The organism is Alteromonas sp. ABV2_168, assembly GCF_056161165.1.
Genome location: NZ_JBSWYQ010000006.1, coordinates 176,376 through 202,983, shown reverse-complemented (window position 1 = coordinate 202,983; position 26,608 = coordinate 176,376). Strand labels below are relative to the sequence as shown.

Annotated in this window: 24 protein-coding genes; 5 read left to right on the top strand and 19 right to left on the bottom strand. The window is 48.4% G+C overall.

The features are described from left to right. Positions 1 to 5: 5 nt before the first annotated feature. The 6 genes from ACXAH4_RS11390 to ACXAH4_RS11365 form a co-directional block, all read right to left on the bottom strand. Complete coding sequence (locus ACXAH4_RS11390; RefSeq protein ID WP_119501728.1) at positions 6 to 329, bottom strand: heavy metal-binding domain-containing protein; 324 nt, start codon at positions 327 to 329, stop codon at positions 6 to 8. Next, positions 326 to 742 (bottom strand): HIT domain-containing protein, encoded by a 417-nt coding sequence (locus ACXAH4_RS11385; RefSeq protein ID WP_474864187.1) that lies wholly within the window; start codon positions 740 to 742, stop codon positions 326 to 328. The genes ACXAH4_RS11390 and ACXAH4_RS11385 overlap by 4 nt, the downstream gene beginning before the upstream one ends. Next, positions 735 to 1,772 (bottom strand): succinylglutamate desuccinylase, encoded by a 1,038-nt coding sequence (gene astE / locus ACXAH4_RS11380; protein WP_474881929.1) that lies wholly within the window; start codon positions 1,770 to 1,772, stop codon positions 735 to 737. The genes ACXAH4_RS11385 and astE overlap by 8 nt, the downstream gene beginning before the upstream one ends. A gap of 76 nt (positions 1,773 to 1,848) precedes the next feature. Then, a complete protein-coding gene (locus ACXAH4_RS11375; RefSeq protein ID WP_474881927.1) occupies positions 1,849 to 3,159 on the bottom strand; it encodes a putative bifunctional diguanylate cyclase/phosphodiesterase in 1,311 nt (436 codons plus the stop codon). A 239-nt stretch (positions 3,160 to 3,398) separates the two neighbouring features. Continuing rightward, complete coding sequence (locus tag ACXAH4_RS11370; protein ID WP_474851205.1) at positions 3,399 to 4,316, bottom strand: DMT family transporter; 918 nt, start codon at positions 4,314 to 4,316, stop codon at positions 3,399 to 3,401. Between the two features lie 78 nt (positions 4,317 to 4,394). After that, positions 4,395 to 5,258, bottom strand: a complete 864-nt coding sequence (locus ACXAH4_RS11365; protein ID WP_474881926.1) for a LysR substrate-binding domain-containing protein — start codon at positions 5,256 to 5,258, stop codon at positions 4,395 to 4,397. Between the two features lie 143 nt (positions 5,259 to 5,401). Here ACXAH4_RS11365 and ACXAH4_RS11360 point away from each other — a divergent pair, with 143 nt between their 5' ends. Then, positions 5,402 to 6,319 (top strand): DMT family transporter, encoded by a 918-nt coding sequence (locus ACXAH4_RS11360; RefSeq protein ID WP_474881924.1) that lies wholly within the window; start codon positions 5,402 to 5,404, stop codon positions 6,317 to 6,319. A gap of 77 nt (positions 6,320 to 6,396) precedes the next feature. Here the strand turns inward: ACXAH4_RS11360 and ACXAH4_RS11355 are convergent, their stop codons facing one another. The 3 genes from ACXAH4_RS11355 to seqA form a co-directional block, all read right to left on the bottom strand. Then, the gene (locus ACXAH4_RS11355) at positions 6,397 to 8,886 is read right to left on the bottom strand and encodes a glycogen/starch/alpha-glucan phosphorylase (protein WP_474881922.1); all 2,490 of its coding nucleotides are present in this window, start codon (positions 8,884 to 8,886) and stop codon (positions 6,397 to 6,399) included. A gap of 224 nt (positions 8,887 to 9,110) precedes the next feature. Beyond that, entirely contained in the window at positions 9,111 to 10,763 is a 1,653-nt protein-coding gene (gene pgm, locus ACXAH4_RS11350) for a phosphoglucomutase (alpha-D-glucose-1,6-bisphosphate-dependent) (RefSeq protein ID WP_474881920.1), read from the bottom strand. 43 nt (positions 10,764 to 10,806) lie between these two features. Beyond that, positions 10,807 to 11,394, bottom strand: a complete 588-nt coding sequence (gene seqA, locus ACXAH4_RS11345) for a replication initiation negative regulator SeqA (RefSeq protein WP_119501736.1) — start codon at positions 11,392 to 11,394, stop codon at positions 10,807 to 10,809. Positions 11,395 to 11,591: 197 nt separating this feature from the next. On the opposite strand from seqA, the gene ACXAH4_RS11340 reads away from it, so the two are divergent. From ACXAH4_RS11340 to ACXAH4_RS11330, 3 genes are read left to right on the top strand one after another with little or no spacing between them, the layout of a single operon-like run. Continuing rightward, positions 11,592 to 12,509, top strand: a complete 918-nt coding sequence (locus ACXAH4_RS11340) for an AAA family ATPase (RefSeq protein ID WP_474881918.1) — start codon at positions 11,592 to 11,594, stop codon at positions 12,507 to 12,509. Between the two features lie 7 nt (positions 12,510 to 12,516). Next, entirely contained in the window at positions 12,517 to 13,479 is a 963-nt protein-coding gene (locus tag ACXAH4_RS11335; RefSeq protein WP_474851201.1) for a DUF58 domain-containing protein, read from the top strand. Beyond that, entirely contained in the window at positions 13,476 to 15,497 is a 2,022-nt protein-coding gene (locus ACXAH4_RS11330) for a transglutaminase TgpA family protein (RefSeq protein ID WP_474844489.1), read from the top strand. Before ACXAH4_RS11335 ends, ACXAH4_RS11330 begins: the two co-directional genes overlap by 4 nt. Positions 15,498 to 16,039: 542 nt before the next feature. Here ACXAH4_RS11330 and fusA read toward each other — a convergent pair. The 5 genes from fusA to ACXAH4_RS11305 form a co-directional block, all read right to left on the bottom strand. Then, on the bottom strand, positions 16,040 to 18,127 hold the full coding sequence (gene fusA, locus ACXAH4_RS11325; protein ID WP_474844490.1) for an elongation factor G: 2,088 nt from the start codon (positions 18,125 to 18,127) through the stop codon (positions 16,040 to 16,042). Positions 18,128 to 18,293: 166 nt separating this feature from the next. Beyond that, positions 18,294 to 19,370 (bottom strand): 23S rRNA (cytidine(2498)-2'-O)-methyltransferase RlmM, encoded by a 1,077-nt coding sequence (gene rlmM / locus ACXAH4_RS11320; protein WP_474844491.1) that lies wholly within the window; start codon positions 19,368 to 19,370, stop codon positions 18,294 to 18,296. Further along, complete coding sequence (locus tag ACXAH4_RS11315) at positions 19,363 to 19,743, bottom strand: DUF423 domain-containing protein (protein WP_474844492.1); 381 nt, start codon at positions 19,741 to 19,743, stop codon at positions 19,363 to 19,365. Before ACXAH4_RS11315 ends, rlmM begins: the two co-directional genes overlap by 8 nt. Next, on the bottom strand, positions 19,737 to 20,369 hold the full coding sequence (locus ACXAH4_RS11310) for an alpha/beta family hydrolase (RefSeq protein WP_349587459.1): 633 nt from the start codon (positions 20,367 to 20,369) through the stop codon (positions 19,737 to 19,739). Before ACXAH4_RS11310 ends, ACXAH4_RS11315 begins: the two co-directional genes overlap by 7 nt. After that, positions 20,362 to 21,261 (bottom strand): transcriptional regulator GcvA, encoded by a 900-nt coding sequence (locus tag ACXAH4_RS11305; RefSeq protein WP_119501744.1) that lies wholly within the window; start codon positions 21,259 to 21,261, stop codon positions 20,362 to 20,364. Before ACXAH4_RS11305 ends, ACXAH4_RS11310 begins: the two co-directional genes overlap by 8 nt. A gap of 216 nt (positions 21,262 to 21,477) precedes the next feature. Between ACXAH4_RS11305 and ACXAH4_RS11300 the strand changes: the two genes are divergently transcribed. Further along, positions 21,478 to 21,744 (top strand): hypothetical protein, encoded by a 267-nt coding sequence (locus ACXAH4_RS11300; RefSeq protein ID WP_474844493.1) that lies wholly within the window; start codon positions 21,478 to 21,480, stop codon positions 21,742 to 21,744. 67 nt (positions 21,745 to 21,811) lie between these two features. Here ACXAH4_RS11300 and kdsA read toward each other — a convergent pair whose 3' ends face one another. From kdsA to prfA, 5 genes are read right to left on the bottom strand one after another with little or no spacing between them, the layout of a single operon-like run. Further along, the gene (gene kdsA, locus ACXAH4_RS11295; protein WP_474844495.1) at positions 21,812 to 22,666 is read right to left on the bottom strand and encodes a 3-deoxy-8-phosphooctulonate synthase; all 855 of its coding nucleotides are present in this window, start codon (positions 22,664 to 22,666) and stop codon (positions 21,812 to 21,814) included. 14 nt (positions 22,667 to 22,680) lie between these two features. After that, a complete protein-coding gene (locus tag ACXAH4_RS11290; protein WP_303574140.1) occupies positions 22,681 to 23,055 on the bottom strand; it encodes a SirB2 family protein in 375 nt (124 codons plus the stop codon). Positions 23,056 to 23,068: 13 nt separating this feature from the next. Beyond that, a complete protein-coding gene (locus tag ACXAH4_RS11285) occupies positions 23,069 to 24,625 on the bottom strand; it encodes a DUF3369 domain-containing protein (RefSeq protein WP_474844496.1) in 1,557 nt (518 codons plus the stop codon). A gap of 52 nt (positions 24,626 to 24,677) precedes the next feature. Further along, positions 24,678 to 25,523, bottom strand: coding sequence for a peptide chain release factor N(5)-glutamine methyltransferase (gene prmC, locus ACXAH4_RS11280; protein ID WP_474844497.1), 846 nt, complete (start codon positions 25,521 to 25,523; stop codon positions 24,678 to 24,680). Next, entirely contained in the window at positions 25,523 to 26,608 is a 1,086-nt protein-coding gene (prfA, locus tag ACXAH4_RS11275) for a peptide chain release factor 1 (RefSeq protein WP_119501750.1), read from the bottom strand. The genes prmC and prfA overlap by 1 nt, the downstream gene beginning before the upstream one ends.

Here is a 26,608-nt window from a genome sequence, read left to right as displayed (position 1 = left end):
CATTATTACCCGTTAACCCGTACGGCAGTGCCACTGATACTGACCATCAGCATACTGCCTTTTTCGCCGATTACTTCATAGTCGATATCGATACCCACAACCGCATTTGCGCCCATGGCACGGGCTTCCTGCTCCAGCTCTGCAAAGGCCATTTTACGTGCTTTGGTGAGCTCGTCTTCATAGGAACCTGACCGCCCGCCGACGATATCGCGGATTGAAGCAAACAAATCTTTAAAAATGTTCGCGCCCATGACCGCCTCGCCGATGACGATACCGTGATATTGCGAAATGGTTTTACCTTCAATACCGGGTGTTGTTGTTAAAATCATCTTTTTTCCTCCGTTGAAAAAGCGTTTTTCAATGCTTCAATGCGTGCTGCCAGTTCACTGTCACCATAAGGTATAGCAGGCTGCCTTCCCCACACAGGCGCAGGCCAGGCGATATCCTCTTCATAACGGCAAAGGTGATGAATATGCAGTTGCCTGACCACATTACCCAGTGCAGCAATGTTCAGTTTATAAGGCGCATACAATGAGGATAATACCTTACAACATAAGCGGGACTCCTGCACATACTGCTGCATTTGCCAGTCATCAAGCTCGTGTAACTCTGCCAGACCTTCGACACGGGGAACGAGGATAAGCCAGGGAAACTGACTGTCATTCATCAGCAGCACGCGGCAAAGTGGTAAATCGGTTACCAGCACCGTATCGTTTTGTAAGCGCTCGTCAAGTTTAAACATTAATGTACTCCAGTGAAGCCGGAACGACCGTGAGAATAGCACGCTGCCCGATAGCCACATTGGCGTTGGGGAACACCACCGCTTCGCCGTCCTGTTCAGCAAAATATTCTGCGCCGGTTTCAGATGCCAGCTTATCGCCTTCTGCAAAATCCATGAAATTGGGTGTATCGTCTGCAAAATGCAGTACAAAATCGTCTGCCTGCTTGTTGATCACCTGATTAACCCGGTAAATCACCATATCAGATAAATCGTCATTCAATGATATTTGCTGCTCACACACCAGCGAGATAAGCGCATTTCTCGCCTCTTCAAACCGCGCCATGTCGTTCTGACCAAAGGGCTGCACTTTTCCAAGCTCAACGGTAAACGAATGGGCGCCGTGATTCAGTGACGAGTGATAGCTGTAGGTGGTGGTCGGAGACTCTGAAAGTAAAATCGTTTTTACACCACAGGCCTTCATAAACGACAGTTGTTCACGGCTATAGGGTTTGCCATGGAGGAACGGATACACTGCGAATTTTTCGTTTTTAGATTCACGGATAGCGGTGTGCAAATCATAGTGCAGTTTCTCAGCGTTATCTCCGGCATCAGCGTAGAATGCCGCCATGGTATCTTCAAGTTGCTTCGCTCTGATACGCTCATCATTCACAAGCCCTTCTCCGGCTGAATGCGCGCCACAAAACAGCCGGTTCATATTTTCTTCGGTGAAGCGTTTCGCATTGGCCATAGCATCCAGGTTCCCGAATTGGAACAGCACCGCATGGGCAGGAACAAGAGAACCGGTGAACAGGCGTTTTACCATGTCATCACAGATTTCAATGGGGGCGGTTTCATTGCCGTGAACACCGGAGGAAAGCACAATGTATTTACTGTCAGCATTAAGTGTTTGAGGGTAAAAAGCGACAATGCCGGGCGCAACGATGTGAACACGCACACCGTTTTCAAGTTTCAAAGTCTGAGGTTTAACAATATCAGAAGAAAAACGGGAGAGATTGAGAAAATCGCCGTGGGCGAGCAAGCGGGTACGCATGGATATCCTGTCGTTTATGCAATTAATACCGCAGGATTCTATCTATTGTGCAGCTAAAAAGCCAAACATGACCGGTTTATACCAGCATCCTGCGTAAAGGAGAGTCACCAATCATAATATCCTGGTGGGCAAGACTGATAAATTCATTAAGCGGTACAGCACGGGAAAACAGATACCCCTGGCCTGTCAGAATGCCTACTTCTCTTAAGGTATGCAGCTGTTCCGTTGTTTCCACCCCTTCTGCAATCACCTGGCAATTTTTTGCTTTGCCGATAATTTTAGCCGCTTCAATAATGGCACGGTTCACCGGGTTATCCCCCAGTTCCATCACAAAAGACTTATCAATTTTGAGAGCATCAATGTTCAGTTCCCGGATAAACGCCAGGTTGGAATAGCCTTTTCCGAAATCATCCACCGCAATGCCAATACCCAGCGCACCCAGCTCATGCAGTTGCTTTTTCACCATCAATGAGTTCGACAGGGCAACGTCTTCTGTCAATTCCAGTTCAAAACGACTGAGATCCAGCGCGTATTTATCTCTGAGACGGACCAACGCGGGAATGAGTTTACTGTCGTACAGCTGTGTCGGCGAAATGTTTACCGACAATGAAACGCTCAGACCCTGCGCATCCAGTTTCACCATGTTCTGAAATGCCTGCTCGAAGGTCCAGTAAGCCAGTTCATTCATCATGTTGTAGGATTCTGCGGCTTCAATCAGCGGGCCCGGAAACAACACACCATCCAGGGGATGATTCCAGCGTAATAAACATTCTGCACCGGTAATTTGCAGCGTATTCAGATCGACCTGAGGCTGGAAATACAATTCCAGCTCATTTTGTTGCAGTGCCCGCTTGAGATCGGCTTTCAGTGCAAGACTGCGTCCTGTCTCCGCCTTTTCATCCATGGACATAACGTGGAAGTTTTCATACTTATTTTCTTTCGCCTGCTTGAGGGCAGCCTCTGCACGGGAAACAAACGCAGTAATATCGAACTTGTCCTGCTTACCACTGACCGCCCCGACATTAAAATCAGCAATAAAAGCATGATTGCCGTGATGCATAGGGGTTTTGAAGTGTTCGACGATATGCTCAAACGTAGCACGGAGTTCTTTCTGTTTGATTTTGTCAGGAAAAACAATACCGAAAACATCACCGCTGATGCGGCCGAAACGCAGGGGTTCATCAAAGAGCAGAATGATCCGGTTCGCGATTTCCAACAAAAACTGGTCTGCGACATTGATACCAAGACTGGTGGTCACGTCGGAAAAACGCACCACATCGATAAGCATCAGGGAGACATGCTTATGTTTTTCCGCACATTGCTCTATGGTATCGATAAAGGCATAGCGGTTTGGAATTGTCGCCAAACTTTGATGTAGACGGCTCATATAAGGAGGCAATCCGGTCACTGAAATTTTCTTTTATTATTATTTATCTATAAAAACATGCGGGAGCCAGACCCGCAACCATTGTTTTGTATTAACGCATATATAAGAAAGCACATGAACATTTAATCAGACAAATGGTGTGTTTACCAAGTTAGATAGACATAAATGTTTAAACTTTAGTATAAAACACTTCTTCCACTGTAATTGACTTATTTTACTCTTTGGCTGAGTTTACTTATTCAGACAATCGGGGCTTGTCCCAAAGCAGCAAGTTTTTGCTTCCTGCCCGCTAGCATGCTGCCAATCGCATTGACGACGAGCGCAAGAAATATAATTGCCATACCTGTTAAAGCCATTGTATTTAACGACTCATTGAGCCACCAGGCACTGAGAATAGCTACCCAAACCGGTTCGAGGGTCATCACTATCGCTCCCTGCCCTTCCGGAGACATGCTCTGTGCTTTCAATAAAAAGAAAAAACGCAGACAGGTAGCAAGCACAATGCTTAACACCAGCCATTGCCACACTTCTGTGACGGTTTGTGTCGCACTCTGCTCGGTGACCAGATAGGCGATAAAGCAAATTGCGCCGGCTGAAATAAGTTGAAAGCACGTTTGTGTGACTGGTGGTATATCTGAGCAATATTTGCCATTTACGTTAAAATACAGTGCATAAAGTACAGCTGAAACCAGAAACAAAATATCAGAAGGCACGAGTACAAAGCCGTTTCTCAACGCAAGAAAGATCAGCCCCGGCACCGCAATTGCTACAGAAGTCCATGTGTGCCTTTTGGCACGGTAACCAAAAAATAATCCCGTCACCGGTATGAGAAGAAAACTCAGGCTAAGCAAAAATGCGCCTGCCCCCAATCCGTCAGACAATAACAAACCCGCTCCCCAAACTGCGGTTTGCACGCCCAGCAAACATCCTGTCATGAGTGCCCGCCGGCGCTTCTGCACGGAGGTACTCAACACTTGACGGGGCTTCAATCCTCCGACCATCAGACCCGAAATGACAAATCGTATAGCCAGGAAAAACATGGGTGTCATGGCAGAAATAACAAATTTTGAAAATAACCAGCCAGAGGCTGCTAATAGCGTGACGACAATAAGAAGTGTATGAGCATAAAGCTCTTTGTTAACCGGTTTATTTTGCAATTGACGAAAGTCCTTTATTAACCAGCCTGTCAGGCTGGTGTTTGCATTCGATAAAAATGAAGGGGAATAATGGAATGGTTAGTTTACCGCACCGGGCGCAGCTAATGCACAATCAATGAACGCAGAAATGGCGCTGGATGGATTGTCTTTTCTGTACACCAGATAGGTTGGTGCAAAGGCAATATCTTCATCTACCGTTTTCAACGTTAACCCTTCGGTTTGATGCAATGCCAGTACAGAACGGGGCACCATGGCCAGTCCCATACCTGCGATAACACAACCAATCATGGTGAAATGACTGGGGATCTCCGTGACCCTTTCGCAAATGTGATTATGTCTGGCGAGCCATTTTTCCAACCGGTGGCGATACGAGCAGCCACGGCTGTAGCCAACCATGGTCAACGTTTCCGGCAATGCAGTGTTATTTTCCCACTCACGGGGCAAGATGAGCACTAACTCTTCTTCGAAGCACTTCACCCGTTCCAGCCTTGGATCGTCGGGCGGATCCGATGCCATCACCAGGTCAAGTTCACCGCTGAGTACTTTCTCCACCAGCGGCATCGAAGCGTTGGCTGTCAACTCAAGTTGTACCGCATCATACTGGCGATGAAAGCGCGCAAGAATACCGGGTAAACGGGAAGCGGCACTGCTTTCCATTGAACCCAGCCGCAATAGACCGCCCGGCTCTGCAAGGGTTAATTCAGCGATGGCCTGTTTCTGAAGTTGCAATATCTTACCGGTGTAGTCCAACAATCTGAGACCGGCAGAAGTTACTGTTAAACGGTTACCTTCCCGCAGAAACAAATCTACATTCAGCTCCCCTTCCAGTTTCTTTAACCTTGCCGTGACGTTGGACGGTACCCGGTGAAGAGATTCTGCCGCCCTGCTGACGCCCTTGTGCTCCACAACAGCCTTAAACACCACCAGATCTGAAATGTCCATCAGCAAACCTTGTCATTCAATTAATATGAAAGAAATTTTCTCATTTATTCATTATTAATGAAATAACTAATCCCTTATACTTTTGCACAAGCATTAAGGTAATGATTGCCTGATACCGGAAAATTGCACCACGGAGAACCACCATGACAGCGCTAAACAGCGCCAGCCAGAACACACTGAAGGGGTTAGGTTATGCCCTTGCTGCCGTCCTCATATGGACAGGATTCATACTCATCAGTAAAGCAGGAGCCGTATCATCCATGGCAGTGCCGGATATGCTGATGGTGCGCTTCGGTACAGCTTGCCTGCTGTTCTCGCCGTTTATCTATAAGCACCGCAAGGTAATATTCCAGTGGCGTATGTTTGTGCTCGGCGCGATTGGCGGCGTGGCATACGGCGTATCGGTTTTCACCGGTTTCGCCCTGGCACCGGCCACCCACGCGGCATTATTGCTACCGGGATTAATGCCAGTCATGATTGCAGTACTTGCCTATTTCATCGCAAATGAGAGACATCGTCTTTCATCACAAATCGGTATAGCACTAAGCAGCACCGGAATTATTGCTCTGCTAGCTGAAACGTTGCTCGCAGACAGTCACTACTTGTCCGGCGATCTGAGTTTTGTCATTGCCTGCTTATTCTGGGGAATTTTTACGGTATTGCTGAGACGGTGGCAGTTCGCGCCGTGGCACGCCACGCTGGGTATCATTGCGACCACGACCATACTGTTCGTGCCGGTATACATTCTGTTTCTGCCACATAATATTGCGCAGCAAAGTTTTGAAATGCTGGGCCTGCAGACTTTTTATCAGGGTGTCATGGCTACAACCGTTCAAATGGTTTTGTATGCCCGCGCCGTGCATATTCTCGGCGCAACCAAAATGGGTGGCTTAATGGCACTGGTGCCGGTATTTGCCAGTACGCTGGCTGTACCCATGTTCAATGAACAATGGACAACTGGCCTGTCTGTTGCCCTGGTGATGATATTAGCCGGCACACTGGTAAGTAACCTGCCCGCGTCATTTTTCACCAGAAAGCGTAAGGCCGCAGCCGCCTGCTGAGCAGGCCAAACCGTTAAAACAAAAAAGCCCGGCATCTTTTCAGATCCCGGGCTTTCGTTGTTGTTCGTTCTATAAATTTACTTTACAGAACAGGATGAAAGCTTCCAGATACGCTCGACATAATCATTAATTGAACGGTCTGAAGTGAATTTACCCATCTTCGCTGTATTGATAATGGCCATTTTCGCCCAGCGTTCTTTGTCACGGTACGCCTCATCCACCAGGATCTGCGCGTCGGAGTAAGCACGGAAATCAGCCAGTACCATGTACGGGTCGCCGTGATCCAGCAAGCTCTGCTTGATGGACACTAAGGCACCCGGCTTGCCCGGAGTAAAGTAATCAGTCTCCAGCCAGTCCAGTACCGCTTTGATTTCTGGATCACGGTAATAATAATCCAGCGGCTTGTAGCCTTTTTCTTTCAGCTCATGCACTTCATCAACGGTGAGACCAAAAATGAAGATATTGTCGTCACCCACTTCTTCGGCGATTTCGATATTCGCGCCGTCCAGCGTACCAATAGTCAGTGCACCGTTCAGAGCCAGCTTCATATTACCGGTACCGGATGCTTCTTTACCAGCAGTACTGATTTGCTCTGATAAGTCAGAAGCCGGAATCATTTTCTCAGCTAACGATACGCGGTAATTCGGCAGGAATACCACTTTGAGCTTACCGTTCACCCGCGGGTCGTTGTTGATCTTATCAGCCACTTTGTTGATAGCGTAGATGATGTCTTTCGCCAGTTTGTAACCGGGCGCTGCTTTCGCACCGAAAATAAATACACGCGGGTGCATGTCGTAATCCGGATTTTCCAGCAAACGACGGTACAGCGCCATGATATGAAGCAGGTTCAGGTGCTGACGCTTGTACTCGTGCAGACGTTTAATTTGCACGTCGAAGATAGCATTCACATCAACATCGATGGCCAGCGATTGCTTGATTTCCTGTGCCAGCAGCTTCTTATTTTCCAGCTTCACTTTCATAAACTGTTTCTGGAATGTTTTGTTGTCAGCATACTTAGACAAACCATCCAGCTTTTTCAGATCCAGCGGCCAGTCTTCACCGATTTTTTTATCGATAAGGTTAGATAACGCAGGGTTACACGCCTTCAACCAGCGACGTGGTGTAATACCGTTGGTCACGTTAGTGAGTTTACCCGGCCACAGCGCATCAAACTCAGGGAACAGGTTCTTTTTCACCAGCTTAGAGTGAATTTCAGCTACACCGTTAACTGCGAACGAGGCAATAACAGACAAATTACCCATGCGAACCATTTTCTCATTACCTTCTTCGATAATGGACAATTTCGCTTTTTTCGCATTATCACCCGGCCACTTCTTGTCAACTTCAGCCATGAAGCGGTGGTTGATTTCGTAAATGATTTCAAGGTGACGGGGCAGGATCTTCTCGATCATGCGTGCAGGCCATTTTTCCAGCGCTTCCGGCAACAGAGTGTGGTTTGTATAAGCAAACACTTTAGTACAAATGCCCCAGGCGGTATCCCAGTCAAGCTCTGCACGGTCAACTAAGATACGCATTAATTCAGGGATCGCGATAGCCGGATGGGTATCGTTAAGCTGAATAACGACCTGATCAACAAAACGGCTCCAGTCATCACCGTGGGCACGCTTGTAACGACGGATGATGTCTTTTAATGAACATGAGCAGAAGAAATACTGCTGGATAAGACGCAGTTCTTTACCCGCTTCTGTTTCATCGTTGGGGTAAAGCACTTTCGAAATGGTTTCTGCCTGTACGTTCTCACGTTGGGCATCCACATAACCACCGGCATTAAATACGTCCCAGTTGAAGTAATGAGATGATTCACTCTTCCACAGACGCAGCACGTTAACGGTATTACCGCCGTAGCCCACAACCGGGATATCCCACGGTACACCTTTTACAATTGAACCCGGGTGCCATTCTTTTTGAATGCGGCCATTGTCACCGTACTTAGTTTCAACATAGCCATATAAAGACACTTGCTGAATCGATTCAGGACGACAAATTTCCCACGGGTTACCAAAGTCGCGCCAACTGTCCGGACGCTCAATCTGTGCGCCGTTTTGAATTTCCTGACGGAACAGGCCGTGCTCGTAATGAATGCCGTAACCGATTGCCGGTAATTCCATGGTCGCCAGAGAGTCGATAAAGCAAGCAGCGAGACGGCCCAGGCCACCATTACCCAGTGCCATGTCAGGCTCTTCTTCCATAACATCAGCAAGTTCTACGCCTAACTCTTTCAGCGCTTCATTTGCAACATCATACAGACCAAAATTCTGTAGATTGTTGGAGAGTAAACGGCCCATCAGGAATTCTGCAGAGAAATAATGAACAGCACGTGTATCGTTTAAGTAATGGGTTTTCTGGGTTTTACGTAAACCTTCTAGAACCTGTTCCTGCATAGCAGCACAGGTCGCCTTCCACCAGGCGTGATTATTCGCTTTGTTTTCATCTGTTCCCAGCGTGCAATGCAGGTGACGGATAACAGCTGATTTAAATTCGTTTTTACTACCGGCGCTGACGGCCACAGGGGCAACCGTTTTCGCTTTAGTGGTTTTCGCGTTCATATCAGTTCTCACTTTACTATGGCGATGTAAACTGGCTACAAATTAGCCTTACACTGTAATTAAATTACACAATAAATATCGATATGGCAGCAATATAGCAGCGTTAAAAACGATTTTTTGTAAAATGTTTGTTAATTTTCAAAAAAAATGGGCTGCATTTAAAAATACAGCCCATTCATTAACAATAAATTTACACTTTAAACGTCAAATTTAAACATTCGCGTTTATTTAATAATTTTCGCTACCAGTTCTTCCGCTTCTTTGATGAGAGATTGTAAGTGACTTTCACCATTAAAACTCTCTGCGTAAATTTTATAAATTTGTTCAGTACCGGAAGGTCGTGCGGCAAACCATCCGTTTTCAGTGGATACCTTCACTCCCCCGATGGCAGCATTATTGCCGGGAGCATGAGTTTGCACTGAAGTAATTGACTCACCGGCGAGGGAGTCGCTGGTCACCACAGACGCATCCATGGCGGACAGTTTCGCTTTCTCTTCCAGGCTTGCAGCAACGTCGACCCGCTGATACACAGGCGAACCGAATTTCTCAGTCAGCGCTTCATAATGCTCACCGGGATCTTTACCGGTGACAGCAAGTATTTCTGCTGCCAGCAGACACATAATAAAACCGTCTTTATCCGTGGCCCAGGTTTGACCGTTGCGCTGCAGGAAAATACCGCCGGCACTTTCCTCGCCTGCGAAGGCGATTTCACCGTCGGATAATCCACCCACAAACCACTTAAAGCCCACCGGCATTTCTGCCAGTTCACGAGCCAGGTTCGCGGTGACTCGGTCAATCATTGAGCTGGATACCAGAGTTTTACCTACTTTCAGGCTTTCCGGCCAGTCAGGGCGGTGGCTGTACAGATAATTGATAGCTACGGCCAGATAGTGATTAGGGTTCATAAGGCCTGCAGCAGGACAAACAATACCATGTCTGTCGAAGTCAGGATCGTTACCCCAGGCAAGGTCAAACTTGTCTTTCAGATCGATAAGACCGGCCATTGCATAGGCAGAAGAACAGTCCATTCTCAGCTTGCCATCTTTGTCACGACGCATGAAGCCAAACTGAGGATCAACCTTGTCGTTCACAACCGTGATATCAAGGCCATATTTTTCGCTGATACGCTCCCAGTAACCGACTCCCGCTCCGCCTAAGGGATCGGTACCGAGTTTAAGCCCGGCTTTTGCAATCGCTTCCATGTCCACAACTTCAGCGAGATCGTCTATGTAAGCTTCCATGAAATCCGCTTCCACAAACTTCCCTTCTGCCCGTGCCTGTTGCACATTCATTCGCTTCACGTCTTTATTGCCCGCAGCGATAAGTGCATTAGCACGTTTTTGAATGACAGATGTCACATCGCCATCAGCGGGTCCGCCATGGGGCGGGTTGTATTTGAAGCCACCGTCAGAAGGCGGATTGTGAGAAGGCGTAATGACAATACCGTCAGCTAAGTTCGCAGAACGTCCACGGTTATAACGAATAATGGTGCGGGAAATAACCGGCGTGGGTGTGTAGCCGCGGCTGGCGTTATCTGCCTGCTGGATCACTACATCAACACCGTTGGCACTTAATACTTCAATCGCAGTGATCATTGCCGGTTCTGACAATGCATGGGTATCTTTACCAATATACAGCGGGCCGTCGATGCCTTCTGATTGACGGTACTCTGCCAACGCCTGGCAAATTGCAGCAATATGCGTGTCTGTGAACGTTGTATTTGCTGCTGTGCCCCTGTGACCTGATGTACCAAAACTGACAGCTTCTGCCGGCGAGTCAGCATCAGGAACATAGGTAAAATATTGGGTGATAAGTTCTGCAACGTTAATCAGTTGCTCCGGAGCTGCGGGTTCTCCTGCCTGCGGATGTAATGCCATTTTTCGTCCTTTATTTAAGTGAGCGTCTTGCTAACCAGGGGTATTAAGCAAATTTAGCGATAACCGTTTGCGTGGCTTCGTCGCTGTATCCCAGTGTTTTCATTACCTGTTCCAACATCGCTACTTTCTTAGCAGTGTTGTTATTTGTTACTACCCAGTAGGGTGAGTCAGGAATAGATTTAGGGTTAGTACTGCTTCCCGTACTCAGCAACGCGTCTTTGCTGGTTGCGAAATAAATACGATTTTTACCCTTAATTTGTTCAACATTTGCAAAGGCATCGCTGTGCAAATCATGAAGTTCAGACAGAATAAACAGAAACAGATCAACCCGTTTGGTGTACTGCGCCAGTGCAGCACTGGTGAGTCTGGCTTCGATATCTCCGCTGCCGTGCTCTACAGCAAGGGGGGCAGAAACCGTTGTTGACTGTGACGGTGTTTTCGTTTGACGGGCTTTAACAGGAGCCGCTTTTTTCACCGCGGGAGCCGCCTTTACAGGTGCTGCTTTTACTTCGTTACTTTCAGCATCACCCAGCAGTAAGCGACGCAGAATGTCCGACGCATTTTCGCCGATGTGTTTTGTCTGACTTGCTATAAACGTATACAGCTCATCATCAATTTCAATGATTTTCATATGGTACTTCCTTAATAAACCGGTCCATTATAGACAACAAGGATATTGATAACAGCACTAAATCAGGTTCACTCAGGTAATTTATATCACCCGGCGCAGACACCGTGTCTATACTCAGGTATCAACAGGATAACAGCAATTCCCTTCAGAATTGCTAGCATGTATAAATAAGGACAAACCGGTTGCGGGAAAACCCCATGCGAACAGAATTTCAGACGATCACAGACGCACTGTCAGGGCATATTATTGGCAAGCCTCAACAGCTGAAGCTGGCTGTAACCTGCCTGCTGGCAAAAGGTCACTTATTGATTGAAGACTTACCGGGCATGGGCAAAACCACTTTGTCTCATGCGCTGGCAAATGTATTCGGCTTGTCTTATTCCCGTATTCAGTTCACGTCAGACTTACTGCCCGCAGATATGCTGGGGGTGAACGTGTTCGATCAGCAGCAGCATGAATTCAGGTTTCACCCCGGTCCGGTATTCAACGAACTGATCCTGGCAGATGAAATTAACCGCGCGTCACCGAAAACACAAAGTGCGCTGCTTGAAGCCATGGAAGAAAACCAGGTCAGCGTCGACGGCACCACTTATCCGCTGCCCTCCCCCTTTTTTGTTATTGCCACTCAAAACCCGGGCTATCAGAGCGGAACGTATCCCTTGCCGGAGTCACAGCTGGACCGTTTCCTCATGCGTATATCTCTGGGATACCCTTCAAGAGAAGCGGAAAAAGCCATGTTGCAGCAGCAAGGTGGCAGAGAACAAGGTCCGCTGGCGGAAAAAATTGATCCCCGCTCACTGCTCCGCTATCAGCAGCAGGTCAACGATGTGCATTGCAGTGAAGTCGTACTGGAATACGTGCTTAACCTGGTAAATCAGAGCCGGGAACAAAGTGGTTATCCGCAACCCCTCTCCCCCAGGGCAAGCCGTGCCCTGTTAAACGCAGCAAAAGCCTGGGCATTCATTCACGACCGCGACTACATCGTCCCTGAAGATGTTCAGGCTATTTTTGCCGCTGTGGCGGAACACAGATTACGGGGTACTCATCACGAATCCATCGAAGAAAATACACTGAGTAAGCGGTTGCTGAACAGTGTGGACCCGCTGGCAGCCTGAAAAGCGGATGATGAGGAAAACTTTCGGAGCATGGTCGTTAAAATGGCTGGCTAAGAGAATGCCGCCGGACACTATTCATCAGTTACATCATGGTAATATCTTCATCTTCCCGGGTACCTTCGGCTGGTTTTACCTGATGATGACCGCCTGTCTGTTTCTGCTTGCGGTTAACTATCAGAATAATCTTCTGCTTTTTCTTTGTCAGTTTCTGTTAAGCCTTTTCCTTATCACTTTGTTCACTGCCTACAAAAATATCTCAGGGATACGATTGTCAGCAAGGGAGCTAAAGCCGGTGTTCGCCGGCGAAAATGGATTTATGACAGTAGACATTAACGCCGCTGAAGGGAAATCTCTGCGGGGACTGATGGAAATAAGATGGTACGGTGATATTGACCGCAGCACGTTGGATCTCGAACAGGAAAAAAAATCTCATCTTCTGGCAATACAGGCAGATAAACGGGGCATCATGAGATTGCCCAGAGTGACCGTCACCTCCTCTTTTCCCCTCGGACTGGTGAAATGCTGGACCCATCCTGATTTTAATCAGACGCTGTTAGTCTATCCGCAGAAAAAGCCCGAGCACGCCGATCTGTCTCAATGGTATGCCCGCAGCGGTACCGGCAAGCAGGTGCAAAATGGCACCGATGACTTCTTTGCACTGCAGCCCTGGCAGAGCGGAGAGCCGTTAAACCGCGTTGCATGGAAACGGGTCGCCAAAGGCGGTGACCGTGTAAATAAGATTTTCACCGATCAACAGCCGGTCAGCGGCTATCTGGATATCCATCAGTTACGCACGGATACAGAGACGGCGCTGTCGGTGCTGAGCTGGCAGGTCACTCAGCTGTCAGCAACCGGCACACAATTTGGCCTGAAACTGGACAATCTGGTTATTCAGCCGGGCTGCGGACAACAGCACAAACAGGCCTGTTTAAAAGCTCTGGCCCTTTTCCGTCAGGACACACCGTCATGATGCCTGTAAGCCTGCCGATTGCGGGGAACCGTGAAAGTATGCTGACTTCCGTTTTCTTTGTGGTGCTGGCAGCCTCCCTGTTCAGCGATATTCATTTGTGGGTACTACTGCTTTGTTTATGTGCCGGCATTGTCAGAGGATTTTTGTTTCTCGGCTGGTACAACCATATGCCCGGAAAGCGTATGGTCAACTTACTTGCCCTGCTGGCGGGAACAGCACTGATCACCACCAGTGACGGTATGGATTTCCTGCATATTATGGTTAACCTGCTGCTGCTGGCCTGTGCGCTAAAATTAATGTTGTTAAGTAAGCGACGGGATTTCTATCAACTTTTTATCTGCGCCATATTCCTGCTGGCCTGCGGTTTCATTTTCTATCAGTCGCTGGCCCGTACCTTATTTTACGGCATCCTGTTTCTGTTCTTACTGTATATTCTGTTGTCTGCTCACACACCGTCGTCAACCAGACAATTCAGACAAAAGAAAACCTTTATTCTGTTCTTTCAGGCGTTGCCTCTTGCTGTTATTTTGTTTGTGTTTATGCCCCGGCTTCCCCCTTTATGGAAAATGCCGGAAGGCAAATCCACAGAAACCGGGCTGGCAGAAACCATTACGCCGGGTGACATTGCCAATCTCGCACAGTCTGAAAAGCTGGCATTCAGTGCCACATTCTCAACGCCTGTTCCGGTCAGAGAACAGCTTTACTGGCGTGCACTGACGCTGGAACATTTTGACGGAAAATCGTGGTCAGTCAGTGAAACAAGGCAATACGCAGAAACCCAATTGCGGTATATGAATAAGCCGTTCCGGCCGGCCCTCAGCGGTGAGCCTGTCCGCTATGAAGTCATTGCCGAACCCACCAAAAAATCCTGGTTATTTGCATTAGACACAGCTGTACCGGACAGTGCAGCCAGTCAACGGGAATTGTGGCAGGGCTGGCAATACCAGCTAACATCAAGACAGCCACTGTTCAGCCGCTATGCTTATTATGTTGCCTCCTACCCTGACTCCCCGCGAAGTCAGGGGAATGCGGCGCTGGACAATACGCTGAACCTGCAAGTGCCGGAAAGAGGTAATGAGAAAACCAGGGAATGGGTACACGGGCTCAGAGAGATGCATCCTGATAACCGTGCATTTGTTTCAGCACTGATGCGTTATTTTAATGACAAGCCTTTCAGTTACACGTTAACACCACCGCCCATGCTTAATGATCCGGTAGACAGTTTCCTGTTTGACCATCAACAGGGGTTTTGTGCTCATTATGCCAGTGCGATGACGTTTGCACTGCGGCTTGCCGGTATACCCGCCCGCATTGTGACAGGTTATCAGGGTGGCACACCTATCAATGATGAAACCGTCAATGTGTATCAGTACGACGCTCACGCCTGGGTAGAAGCAAAAACCGACGGGGTGAGCTGGCAAAGCTACGATCCGACAACCATGGTTGCGCCTTCACGAATTTTCGACGGTTTTGAGCAGGCAGCAAGATTCTCGACAGAAATTCAGGGCGATCACCCGCTAAACGGTATCAGCCAGCTAGCGTTCTTCGATGCATTGCGCAACATGAGTGCACAAATGGATTTTCTCTGGAGCCGCTGGTTTTTAGGCTATAACAACGATAAACAAACGGACATTCTAGACCGTATTTTAAATGGTATAACGCCGTTAAAGCTCAGCTTATTTGCCGCCGGCCTGCTCTTGTTCACAGGTGCGCTGCTGGTTATTTATTTTGTACCGGGATGGCAACGAAGTCACATTGCCAGAGAAAAGAAGTACTATCTTGGCGCGGTTGAGAAACTGGAACAAAAATTTAATCTGCGAAGGGAGAACCGCAGTCCGGGACAATTCTATGAATACTGTAAGCATAAAGTGCCGGAGGCTATAGCAAACGATCTCGCCAGTCTGACCAGATTGTTTGAACAGTATCAATATCATCCTCATCAGGCTCCTCCGGCAACGGCGATTCGTGAAGCCGCGAAACAACTCTGCCGGCGGGTGCGAAATACTGCCCGTCATTAAAGCTGACCACATCCATGCCATAATACCGCTGAAAACGACAGCTTTCCGCCAGAGTTTGCCGCGGGTAATAAGGTACATAGCTGACAGTAGCGTGGCTGCAATACTCATGGATCCCTTCAGCCAGTTCTGATGACTGCCCTGCAAGCAACCATAACTCAGCAATTTTACAGGGGCCGGCATAAAATATAATGCAACGTGCTGTGATGATGACTTTGGTTACCCGGCTGACAGGTACAACGACTGCCGCTTCCAGCCTGAGCAGTGAGGCGACGGTAGGATAAATGGCGATGGTATCTTTACCGCCCTGCTTCCCTTTGCGAAGCATAGACTTGTACCAGGCGTTTCTGAACCATAACCAGTAGACGATAAAGCCGAGGGGGATCACTGTCGCTAGTGTGTGGACAATCCATTGCATAACTCTCTCCTTTAAGCCGCTTAAATGTATCAGCTGCCGGAGTCACCGCAAGTACAGGTTTAGTACAGTTTTACCAGCCATAAAAAAACCCGCCGGATGGCGGGTTTTTTAAAGCTTTCAAGAAGAATTACTTAGCGTTTTTACGCGCTTTCGCTTCTTCCATTACTTTTTCAGCTACGTTCTGAGGACATGCTGAGTAGTGGCTGAACTCCATAGAGAACTGGCCACGACCAGATGTAATAGTACGCAGGTGACCGATGTAACCGAACATTTCAGACAGAGGTACATCTGCCTTAATGCGTACACCAGTCGCACCAGCTTCCTGGTCTTTGATCATACCACGACGACGGTTAAGGTCACCGATTACGTCACCTACATTGTCTTCAGGGCTGAATACGTCAACTTTCATCACTGGCTCAAGCAGTTGAGGACCGGCTTTAGGCATAGACTGACGGAATGCACCTTTCGCTGCAATTTCGAACGCGATAGCTGATGAGTCAACTGCGTGGAAACCACCGTCGTACAGTTCAACTTCAACATCCAGTACCGGATAACCAGCCAGAGGACCTTCGTCCATCATACCTTTAAAGCCCTTCTCGATAGCCGGGAAGAATTCTTTAGGTACGTTACCACCAACAACGGTAGATTTGAACGTAAAGCCAGAGTTTTGCTCGCCTGGCTTGATACGGTAATCGATCTTACCGAACTGACCAGAACCACCAGACTGTTTCTTGTGCGTGTAGCTGTCTTCTACCGGAGTAGTGATAGTTTCACGGTAAGCAACCTGCGGCTGACCAACTTCCAGCTCAACGCCGTAAGTACGCTTCAGGATGTCTACTTTGATGTCTAAGTGAAGCTCACCCATACCTTTCAGGATGGTTTCGCCAGAATCTTCATCAGTTTCAACCTGGAATGAAGGATCTTCTGCAACCAGTTTACCGATAGCGATAGACATCTTCTCGTTAGCGCCTTTATCCTTAGGCTTAACAGCGATAGAGATTACAGGCTCAGGGAAGATCATTGGCTCAAGGGTACAAGGGTTCTTTGGATCACACAGGGTGTGACCAGTCTGAACGTTCTTCATACCTACAACAGCCAGAATGTCACCTGCCTGCGCAGAAGTCAGTTCTGTACGCTCATCGGCGTGCATCTCTACCATACGACCGATACGCTCAGTCTTACCAGTAGCAGAGTTCAGGATAGTATCACCCTTGTTCAGCTTACCAGAGTAGATACGGATGAAGGTCAGCGCACCGAAACGGTCGTCCATGATTTTGAACGCCAGAGCACGGAACGGCTCGTCAACAGATACAGTGGCAACTTCACCAGTAGGTTCACCAGTTTCTTCGTCAGTCAGCTCCTGAGGATCAACTTCTGTAGGAGAAGGCAGGAAGTCAATTACTGCGTCCAGTACCAGTTGGATACCTTTGTTCTTAAATGCAGAACCACAGTAAGTCGGGAAGAATGACATATCGCGTGTACCTTTACGGATACAACGCTTGATGTCTTCCAGAGAAGGTTCTTCGCCGTCCATGTAAGCCATCATCAGGTCATCGTCCTGCTCAACAGCAGTCTCAACCAGTTGCTCACGGTACTCGTTCGCTTTGTCAACCATGTCAGCAGGGATATCAACGACTTCGTAGTTTTCTGGCAGGCCAGAGTCATCCCAGATGTACGCTTTCATGTCCAGCAGGTTAACAACACCTTTGAATTCGTCTTCGATACCGATTGGCAGCGTCATTACCAGCGGGTTAGCAGCAAGTACTTTCTTAACCTGGCCAACAACACGGTAGAAATCTGCACCCATACGGTCCAGTTTGTTTACGAAGATTACACGGGCAACTTCTGATTCGTTAGCATAACGCCAGTTAGTTTCAGACTGAGGCTCAACACCGCCTGAACCACAGAAAACACCGATACCACCATCCAATACTTTCAGAGAACGGTAAACTTCAACTGTGAAGTCAACGTGTCCCGGAGTATCGATGATGTTCATACGGTGGTCTTTCCAGAAACAAGTAGTCGCAGCAGACTGGATAGTAATACCGCGCTCAGCTTCCTGTTCCATGAAGTCAGTAGTTGACTCACCATCGTGTACCTCACCAGTTTTATGGATTTTACCGGTAAGCTTCAAAATACGTTCTGTAGTGGTAGTCTTACCCGCGTCTACGTGGGCGAAGATACCAATGTTTCTGTAAAGAGATAAGTCTGACATTAGTTCACTTTCGTTGGTTCAGAGTAAAAAAACGGCGGGATTATAAAGGATTTCAATACCAGATTTATAGTCCTTTGCGAAAAAAGTCTAAAACTTATTCAGCAGTTCCGCGCCAAGCCTTTAATTTTACATTTAAAATCAATAAATTACCATCACAAGGCTTTATTTAAGCTTTTATGACAGTAACAGTAACCTCGTCGCGATTATGATAAAGGTGTCTGACTTTCATCCGAAAGCCGCCAGCTTTTTTGCCAAGTCGCGATTGTATTTCCCCGATAGCGGCCGTCACCGTGTCGTATCGTCTCTTCATTGGCAGCTTAAGGTTGAAAATCGCATGATCTGCCCAACCTTTTTCCAGCCACTCACTCATGAGTACCGCTACCCTGTCGGGGCGCTCTATCATATCACACACCAGCAAATCTACACGGCCAAATTTGGGCTTATAAGTAAAGCCGTCTGCCGCATAATGGTCCACTAATCCTGTTGCCATGAGTTCTTCGTCGATAGCACCGTTGTCAATGGCCTCAACGCCCATCTCGCGGATCACCAGCTGATACGTCCAGCCACCCGGACACGCCCCCAAATCTACCGCACGGGCGCCTTCACGGAAAATTTCGCGGCGTTCTTCATCGTCCAGCATGGTCAGAATGGCTTCCTCAAGCTTGAGAGTCGAGCGGCTGGGTGCTTTCGGCGGAAATTTCAGACGACAAATGCCGTTAGCAAAGGGACTTCGCATGGCCGGATAAGAATGGCCCACGAAACAATTGTCATAATCAGTGAAGAAAACATGCAATGCCCTGCCGTCTTCTCGTTCTTTATATGTTAGCGCTCCCTGCTTTCTTAAGCCTTGCCGCAGTGGCACAGTGAACTTCCGGCAGAATTTAGCCAGCGCTTTCCCTGCTTCAGTATCGGCATGCTCGACAAACAATAAGGTGTTTTTCCACTCATCCGTGTCTGCGTCGCTGATGGCGGCCAGTACCGGACCTGCCCGGTTCGATTTATCGAGATCTTCAAGATGAGCGGTGACCACCACAATCTGTCGGGGAAAAATGGTATCAGCCACAGCAAGACGCTGACCCAGCCGGTCAGCATCGCCCTGCTCATAAAAATGAAACAAAATGAAGCCCTGGTCCGGCGCAAATACCGGATACCCGTAAATACCGGCTTCAGAGGATAATGCTGTCAGTTCCCCGGCGGTATCAGCTTCATAACCACTGCGGCAATAAATCAGCAAACTATTCATGCCACTTTCCTTTTACCACACCGGTGATCAGTGCCACCCAGCCAATCATAAAGAATAAACCGCCAAGTGGCGTTACCGGTCCGAGAAAGCGCCATTCCAGCAAGGTGAGTAAGTAGATGCTGCCACTGAACAAAACAATGCCGGCAACAAAACAAATACCGGCAGTACTTAATAACCTGTTACTCACTGCGTGTCGCAGTGCCGGCAAAATCAGTAACGCCAGCGCATGATAAAATTGATAGTCCACAGCGGTATGCCATGATGTCAGTTGTGAATCGCTGAGTATTGACTTCAGCGCATGCGCACCGAACGCGCCAAATATCACCGCGGCCAGCGCAGCAATGGCACCGGTAAGTACAAAAGGTTTTAACATGAAATAAGCCTGTTGATGAAAGCGGCTGAAGCTGAGGCCGCCTGCTGCATATGTTCGTTTAATGTATAACCGCTGGATTTACGGGGCTTGAGACTGTGATCGCCGTCAGCCAGATAATGCAAAGTGACCTGACCCGACAGGTTGTAACCGTCAACTTCGCTTTGCGTACCGAAGGTGTCCCGTTCACCCTGATTGATGAATACGGGTTTTGTCATCTTCACCAGATGTTCCGTGCGCAGCTTTTCCGGCTTGCCGGGGGGATGAAAAGGATAACCAAATACCACCGCGCCTTTCGCCTCTGTTGCTTCAAGAATCATCGTCGACACACGACCGCCCATAGACTTGCCGCCGATAAATACCGGCGAAGAGCTATTCTCAGTCACCTGCTCTACCAGATCTTTATAAAAAGCTTCCAGTTTTTCTATTTTATCCGGTGGTCTTCTTTTACCGGTTTCCGCTATGGTCTGCATGTAGGGAAAATCAAAACGCGCCACCGTAATCCCCTGTGCTGCCAGTAAGGCAGCCATATCTGCCATAAAGGGAGACTGCATTCCCGCACCGGCACCATGAGCGAGGATCAAAACGGCGACCTCATTCTCTGCCCGGTCCGTGATCATGTCAGACATCATATTGTTCCTCTTCAACCTGCGCCAATATCCAGCTTCTGAACGCGGCGATTTTACCTAAATCTGCCTGCGCTTCATCACAAACCAGATAAAACGCATCCCGACTGGCGACTTTTTCTTCAAAAGGCATGATTAGACGGCCGGCATCCAGTTCCGGGCGGGCAAGAATAGTGTTACCCAGCGCAATGCCCTGCCCCAGCGCAGCCGCCTGGAGCACCAGCATGGAGTGACTGAACACCGGGCCCTGGTTTACATTCACGCCGGACACGCCGACACTTTTCAACCAGTTTTTCCAGGCCTCACGACTTAAATCGTGCAACAGAACATGGTGTTTCAAATCACTCAGGCTGTTCAACGGTTTAGGGCCGTTAAACAACATTGGAGAGCACAACGGAGTAAGGTACTCGGTATGCAGTTTATCGGCTTTCACACCGCTCCAGCGGCCCTTACCGTAATAAATGGCCACATCCACATCGTCTTCTAAAAACCCTTCATCGAAATCTACCGCTTTAATACGAACATCAATATCCGGATGCTCAATGCTGAAACGACTGATACGGGGTACCAGCCACTGGCTGGCAAAACTTGGCGGCATAGCAACGGTAATCGCTCCTTTACTGCCTTTTGCCAGCAATCGTTCTGTGGCTTCCTGAAGATGTTTAAAGATATCTTTCAGCTCAAGAAAATATGCCTGTCCTTCTTCAGTAAGGAGCAATGTCCGGTTTCGGCGAAGAAACAACTTCATTGATAAGAATTCTTCGAGCGCTTTAATTTGATGACTGACAGCAGCCTGGGTAACGAATAATTCTTCGGCGGCTTTGGTAAAACTCAGGTGCCTGGCGGCGGCTTCAAAGGCTTTCAGCGCATTCAGCGGCGGCAAACGTCTATGCACGCTTCCCTCCGGTAGCTAAATGACCAACGTGATAAAGCATTAGTTTTTCTAATCCTTAAACCCTACTTTTACTCGTTTTAAAGACGAGTAAAATCTGTTTATTATTCGCACGCTTTCAAAGCACAGCACTTTTCAATCAATCAGTTAGACAAGTGCAATGTTAACAAGAAAGCTTAATTTGTTAACGAATTTTAAATTAATTTTATTAGGTGTGATATGACTAAATTCAAAAAATTCTTCAGCCAGATGGCTGTTATCTTAGCGGCAACCACTGCTTACCCAACTATTTCTCAGGAACTGCCGGCTTCTATGCCTGTGGTACCTGCTATGAATACCCTTGAACTGTCTGTAGAAATGGTCAGTGTTCAGGAACAAGTTAAGGCTGCTCTGGCCGCAGAAGTGCAACAGCACGTAGCCAGTACACTTATCGCGATGAACGAAAAAGACAATCGCGACGCTAAGGAAGAAAACCGCAGCGAATAAGCCCTTTTTTCACACCTGATTCGGTGCCAGGCAACAGTGTTGCCGGGCACCGTTTTCAGCGTTTCATCTAGTTTGCACTGGTATCCAGCGCCGCAAACCCTTTTACTAACTCATCTAACGCTTTCATTTGCTGTAAATACGGTTCCAGCTTTGACAATGGCAACGCACATGGTCCGTCACATTTCGCTTCGTCCGGATTCGGATGCGCTTCGATAAATAAACCGGCAAGACCTAAAGCCATACCACTACGCGCCAGTTGCGCAGCCTGTGCACGGCGGCCATCTGCTGAAGTAGCTCTGCCTCCCGGCATCTGCAACGCATGAGTAGCATCGAAAATTACCGGTGCATACGCTTTCATTGCATCCATGCCCAGCATATCGACAACCAGATTGTTATATCCAAAGCAACTGCCCCGTTCACACAGAATCACCTTATCGTTACCGGCTTCCCCGAGTTTACCGATAATATGACGCATTTCATGGGGAGCCAGAAACTGAGGTTTTTTCACATTAATGACCGCACCGGTCTCTGCCATTGCCACCACCAGATCGGTCTGGCGGGCGAGAAAGGCCGGTAGCTGAATAACATCCGCGACTTCCGCCACAGGTGCCGCCTGATGAGGCTCATGGACATCGGTGATCACAGGTACATTAAAAGTAGATTTGATTTCTTCAAAAATCTTTAAGCCTTCTTCCATGCCCGGTCCGCGGTAAGACGTTACAGAAGAGCGGTTTGCTTTATCAAAAGAGGCTTTAAATACGTATGGGATGCCCAGCCGTGTCGTCACTTCCACATAGTGTTCAGCAATTTGCATTGCCAGATCACGGGATTCAAGCACATTCATGCCACCAAATAATACAAACGGCTTGTCGTTAGCAACAGTAATATCGCCAACCTGAATTTCAGTACGGGACTGTGTCATTATTTACTTCCAAATTAAAAAAACAACGGTTGCTTTGATATTGCAACCCTGGCGATTAACCCTAACCAGGTTAATGCACCGATAAAACCGATCCAGCGCAGTGGCTTGTTCCGCCCCCATTTAAGCGCAAACATCCCCATCAGAATATAGGCCACCAGCCCGACCACTTTGAAGGTCAGCCAGCCCTGCACAAACGGATACTGGCCAATAAGAAAACATAGCCATAGCGCACTGGCCAGAAGGCAGGTGTCGATGACATGAGGGAGAATTTTAAGCCACTTTCTGGTCAGTAACTCACTGTTAAACTGGGACAGCATAAATCTGAAAATAAACAGAAATACACTGAGAGCGATGGCCGTAAGGTGCAAATGCTTAGCCATTAAATACATAACAACCTCTTTATTATTGTGATATGTCGTCCGCCAGCCGGCGTTGAATTTCTTCGAAACGGCCAATATTCGACAGCATATAGCTGACCAGCTGCGGATCAAAATGCCGTCCGCTTTCCGCCTTCAACGTGCTGACGGTTTTTTCCAGCGACCAGGCTTCTTTGTACGGGCGCTTGTTCATCAGTGCATCAAACACATCGACGATAGCCGCGATCCGGCTTTCCAACTGGATTTCTTCACCTTTCAGTCCTTCAGGATAGCCTTGTCCGTCCCACCGTTCATGATGTTCTTTAGCAAGTACGGAAGCCAGCTGAATGGTAGGACTGTCTGAGTCTTTTAATATCTGATAGCCAAATTCCGCATGCTGGCGGATGGCAAAACGTTCTTCTTCCGTCAGTACATCTGTTTTTGTCAGGATTTGTGACGAAATATGTGCATTTCCCACATCATGCAACGGAATAGCAAGCCGCAGCGTCATGATTTGTGCTTCGCCCAGCCCGGCATATCGTGCCAGTAACTCAGCCATATCGACCATCCGGCGGATATGCTTGCTGGTTTCACTGTCACGTTCCATGGCTTTACCCAACCGCTCAATGATTTCCCGCTGGGTGGTTTCCACTTCCTGACTGATAAGCACATTTTCAAATGCCAGCTGCACATTTTCTGAGAACAACTGCAATAAATGCATATTTGTTTCGCTGAGCTTACGGGGGATGCCGGATAAATACAGTAATGACCCCTTGTAGTGCTTACTGAAGCAGTAAGCCACCACATAATCTTCGCCAAAGATAATGCTCTGCTCTTTTAACGCCCGCTGGCACAACAAATACGCTTCTGCGGGCAACGCATCAATCAACGATTTCCCTTCCTGACCGGCATATTCGCCATTGCCGGCAAACACAAACAGTTCCTGCGGTAAAGACTGCGTGACGGGTCGCGGCACCGCCACGGCATTGGTGATATAGGCGGCGTCTTTGGAGAATCCGAGAATAGAGGAAAGTTGCTGAATGATACCCCGCATGAATTTTTCAAGGGATCGGGAAGTAAACAGGTCGGCGGAAGCATCAATAATTTTTTCAAGACCGGCGCGGCTTTCCTCAATCACGACGATATCGCGATACGATCGCAATGCCGCAATCATGACAGTAAACAGCTTCTGCGCGGTGAGTTCGGTTTTTGACTTGTAATCGTTAATATCATAATCAACAATCACATCCCGTTCCGGTGCCTGTCCGGGTTGTCCGGTCCGCAGAATGATGCGGGTAAAATGATTATCCAGTGTTTCTCTGATGTATTCTGCGACTTCAAGCCCGGCATTATCGGTTTCCATCACCACATCAAGCAGCACCACAGCCACGTCGTCATTTTCACGAAAGTAGGTTTTGGCTTCTTCGCCGCTGTAGGCGCTGACAAATTCCAGCCGCTTATCATCCAGCACAAAATCGCTCAACGCCAGTTTTGTCACCGCGTGTACTTCCGGCTCATCGTCAACAATGAGCACCTTCCAGACGCCAAGTTCCTCTGTTAATTCCTCGTCGTCATCGTCCGCAAACAGGAAATCATCAGTCATTTACAGCATTCCATTTTTATAAAAGGCCGGTTAAAGCATACTGTAAGAGGAATTATTCGCAAGCAGGTCTTTTCGCAATAGTTATCCGGTCAAGACCGGCAAGATCGGCAAAGGTGTTTGCCATGGTGTAACCGCTGTCATTAAACAGTCCGCGGATTGCACCGCCCTGCTCACTGCCATGTTCAATAAGCAGCCATCCGCCTGGCTTAAGACAGACTGATGCCTGACTGATGATAAGCCGGATATCATCAAGCCCGTCCTCACCGGCGGTGAGCGCTGACAGGGGTTCGAAGCGGACATCACCTTGTTGCAGATAGTGACTGTCTGATTCCACATAAGGGGGATTGGTCACCAGCATATCAAACTGCTTATCTTTCAGGGCATCAAACCAGTGGCTGACGATAAATGAGACGTTAGTGATGTGATTCAGTGCTGCATTTTGTTTAGCGAGGTCGACAGCCTCTTCAATGCGATCTGTACCGGTGACCTGAATGTCCGGTCTTTCGCTGGCCAGTGCCAGCGCCACAGCGCCTGTTCCGGTGCCCAGGTCACACACATTGCAAGGCTCAGAAGGAAGCAGTTCCAGCGCTTTCTCCACCAGCAGCTCGGTTTCCGGACGCGGGATAAGCGTGGCAGGATTCACATTGAGTGTCAGTGTCCAGAAGTCGCGGTTACCGGTCAGATGCGCCACCGGCCGGCCTGTTTTTCTTTCACTGATAAGCTGTCTGAAGCGGTTAAGCTCCTCGTCCTTAAGTACTTTATCACTCCAGGTGTACAACCAGGTTTGTGTCTGGCCCAGTACATGGGCCAGCAGTACTTTTGCGTCGGTGGCAGGAGACTCTCCCCCTGCCAGCGCTTCTTTTGCCTGTTGAAGTGCACAGGCAATGGTGACTGACATTATTCGTCTGCCAGTGAAGCCAGCAGATCGGCCTGGTGTTCCTGACGGATAGGATCAGCCAGCGCAGCCAGATCCCCTTCAATGACCTCATCAAGACGGTACAGGGTCAGGTTGATGCGGTGATCAGTCACACGGCCCTGGGGAAAGTTGTAAGTACGGATACGCTCAGAACGGTCACCACTGCCCACCAGATTGCGGCGGGTGGTAGCCTCTTCTTTCGCCCGCTTTTCTTCTTCGAGCTGATTAAGACGGGCCTGCAGTACAGACATGGCCTTAGCACGGTTTTTGTGCTGTGAACGCTCATCCTGACACTCAACCACAAGACCGGTTGGAATGTGAGTCATCCGGATAGCAGAGTCTGTTTTGTTAACGTGCTGACCACCGGCACCGGATGCACGGAAGGTATCAACACGCAGGTCTGCCGGATTAATTTCAATGGCTTCAGACTCAGGGATCTCAGGCAATACCGCGACGGTACAGGCTGACGTGTGGATACGTCCCTGGGACTCAGTTTCCGGCACACGCTGTACCCGGTGTCCGCCGGATTCAAATTTCATAATACCGTAAACGCCTTCACCGGAAAGGTTGGCGATGACTTCTTTAAAGCCACCGTGCTCACCTTCATTCTGACTGACCACCTCTACGCGCCAGCCCTTTGATTCGGCATAGCGGCTGTACATACGGAACAGATCACCAGCAAAAATAGCCGCCTCATCACCGCCGGCACCGGCACGGATTTCCAAAAAGCAGTTGTGGTCGTCGTTGGGATCTTTAGGTAACAGAAGAATTTGCAGTTCGCTTTCAAGGCGTGCAATGTCTTCTTTTGCCTGCTTCATTTCTTCCTGCGCCATTTCGCGCATTTCGGCATCGTCTTCTTCCATCATTTCCAGCGCAGAAGCAAGATTTTCTTCAGCCTGCTGAAAAGCATTAAAGCCTTTTACAACATCTTCCAGCTGACTGAACTCTTTTGACAACGCACGGAATTTATCCTGATTGGAAATCGTACCGGGATCACCAAGCAATGCCTGAACCTCGTCAAACCTTTCCACCAGGTTCTCGAGCTTTCTGGTCACCGATTCTTTCAT

Excerpts from the sequence above, each read along its gene's own strand:
- ACXAH4_RS11390 (WP_119501728.1), bottom strand. The coding sequence starts at position 329 with ATGATTTTAACAACAACACCCGGTATTGAAGGTAAAACCATTTCGCAA.
- ACXAH4_RS11385 (WP_474864187.1), bottom strand. The coding sequence starts at position 742 with ATGTTTAAACTTGACGAGCGCTTACAAAACGATACGGTGCTGGTAACC.
- astE (WP_474881929.1), bottom strand. The coding sequence starts at position 1,772 with ATGCGTACCCGCTTGCTCGCCCACGGCGATTTTCTCAATCTCTCCCGT.
- ACXAH4_RS11375 (WP_474881927.1), bottom strand. The coding sequence starts at position 3,159 with ATGAGCCGTCTACATCAAAGTTTGGCGACAATTCCAAACCGCTATGCC.
- ACXAH4_RS11365 (WP_474881926.1), bottom strand. The coding sequence starts at position 5,258 with ATGGACATTTCAGATCTGGTGGTGTTTAAGGCTGTTGTGGAGCACAAG.
- ACXAH4_RS11360 (WP_474881924.1), top strand. The coding sequence starts at position 5,402 with ATGACAGCGCTAAACAGCGCCAGCCAGAACACACTGAAGGGGTTAGGT.
- ACXAH4_RS11355 (WP_474881922.1), bottom strand. The coding sequence starts at position 8,886 with ATGAACGCGAAAACCACTAAAGCGAAAACGGTTGCCCCTGTGGCCGTC.
- pgm (WP_474881920.1), bottom strand. The coding sequence starts at position 10,763 with ATGGCATTACATCCGCAGGCAGGAGAACCCGCAGCTCCGGAGCAACTG.
- seqA (WP_119501736.1), bottom strand. The coding sequence starts at position 11,394 with ATGAAAATCATTGAAATTGATGATGAGCTGTATACGTTTATAGCAAGT.
- ACXAH4_RS11340 (WP_474881918.1), top strand. The coding sequence starts at position 11,592 with ATGCGAACAGAATTTCAGACGATCACAGACGCACTGTCAGGGCATATT.
- ACXAH4_RS11335 (WP_474851201.1), top strand. The coding sequence starts at position 12,517 with ATGATGAGGAAAACTTTCGGAGCATGGTCGTTAAAATGGCTGGCTAAG.
- ACXAH4_RS11330 (WP_474844489.1), top strand. The coding sequence starts at position 13,476 with ATGATGCCTGTAAGCCTGCCGATTGCGGGGAACCGTGAAAGTATGCTG.
- fusA (WP_474844490.1), bottom strand. The coding sequence starts at position 18,127 with ATGTCAGACTTATCTCTTTACAGAAACATTGGTATCTTCGCCCACGTA.
- rlmM (WP_474844491.1), bottom strand. The coding sequence starts at position 19,370 with ATGAATAGTTTGCTGATTTATTGCCGCAGTGGTTATGAAGCTGATACC.
- ACXAH4_RS11315 (WP_474844492.1), bottom strand. The coding sequence starts at position 19,743 with ATGTTAAAACCTTTTGTACTTACCGGTGCCATTGCTGCGCTGGCCGCG.
- ACXAH4_RS11310 (WP_349587459.1), bottom strand. The coding sequence starts at position 20,369 with ATGTCTGACATGATCACGGACCGGGCAGAGAATGAGGTCGCCGTTTTG.
- ACXAH4_RS11300 (WP_474844493.1), top strand. The coding sequence starts at position 21,478 with ATGACTAAATTCAAAAAATTCTTCAGCCAGATGGCTGTTATCTTAGCG.
- kdsA (WP_474844495.1), bottom strand. The coding sequence starts at position 22,666 with ATGACACAGTCCCGTACTGAAATTCAGGTTGGCGATATTACTGTTGCT.
- ACXAH4_RS11290 (WP_303574140.1), bottom strand. The coding sequence starts at position 23,055 with ATGTATTTAATGGCTAAGCATTTGCACCTTACGGCCATCGCTCTCAGT.
- ACXAH4_RS11285 (WP_474844496.1), bottom strand. The coding sequence starts at position 24,625 with ATGACTGATGATTTCCTGTTTGCGGACGATGACGACGAGGAATTAACA.
- prmC (WP_474844497.1), bottom strand. The coding sequence starts at position 25,523 with ATGTCAGTCACCATTGCCTGTGCACTTCAACAGGCAAAAGAAGCGCTG.
- prfA (WP_119501750.1), bottom strand. The coding sequence starts at position 26,608 with ATGAAAGAATCGGTGACCAGAAAGCTCGAGAACCTGGTGGAAAGGTTT.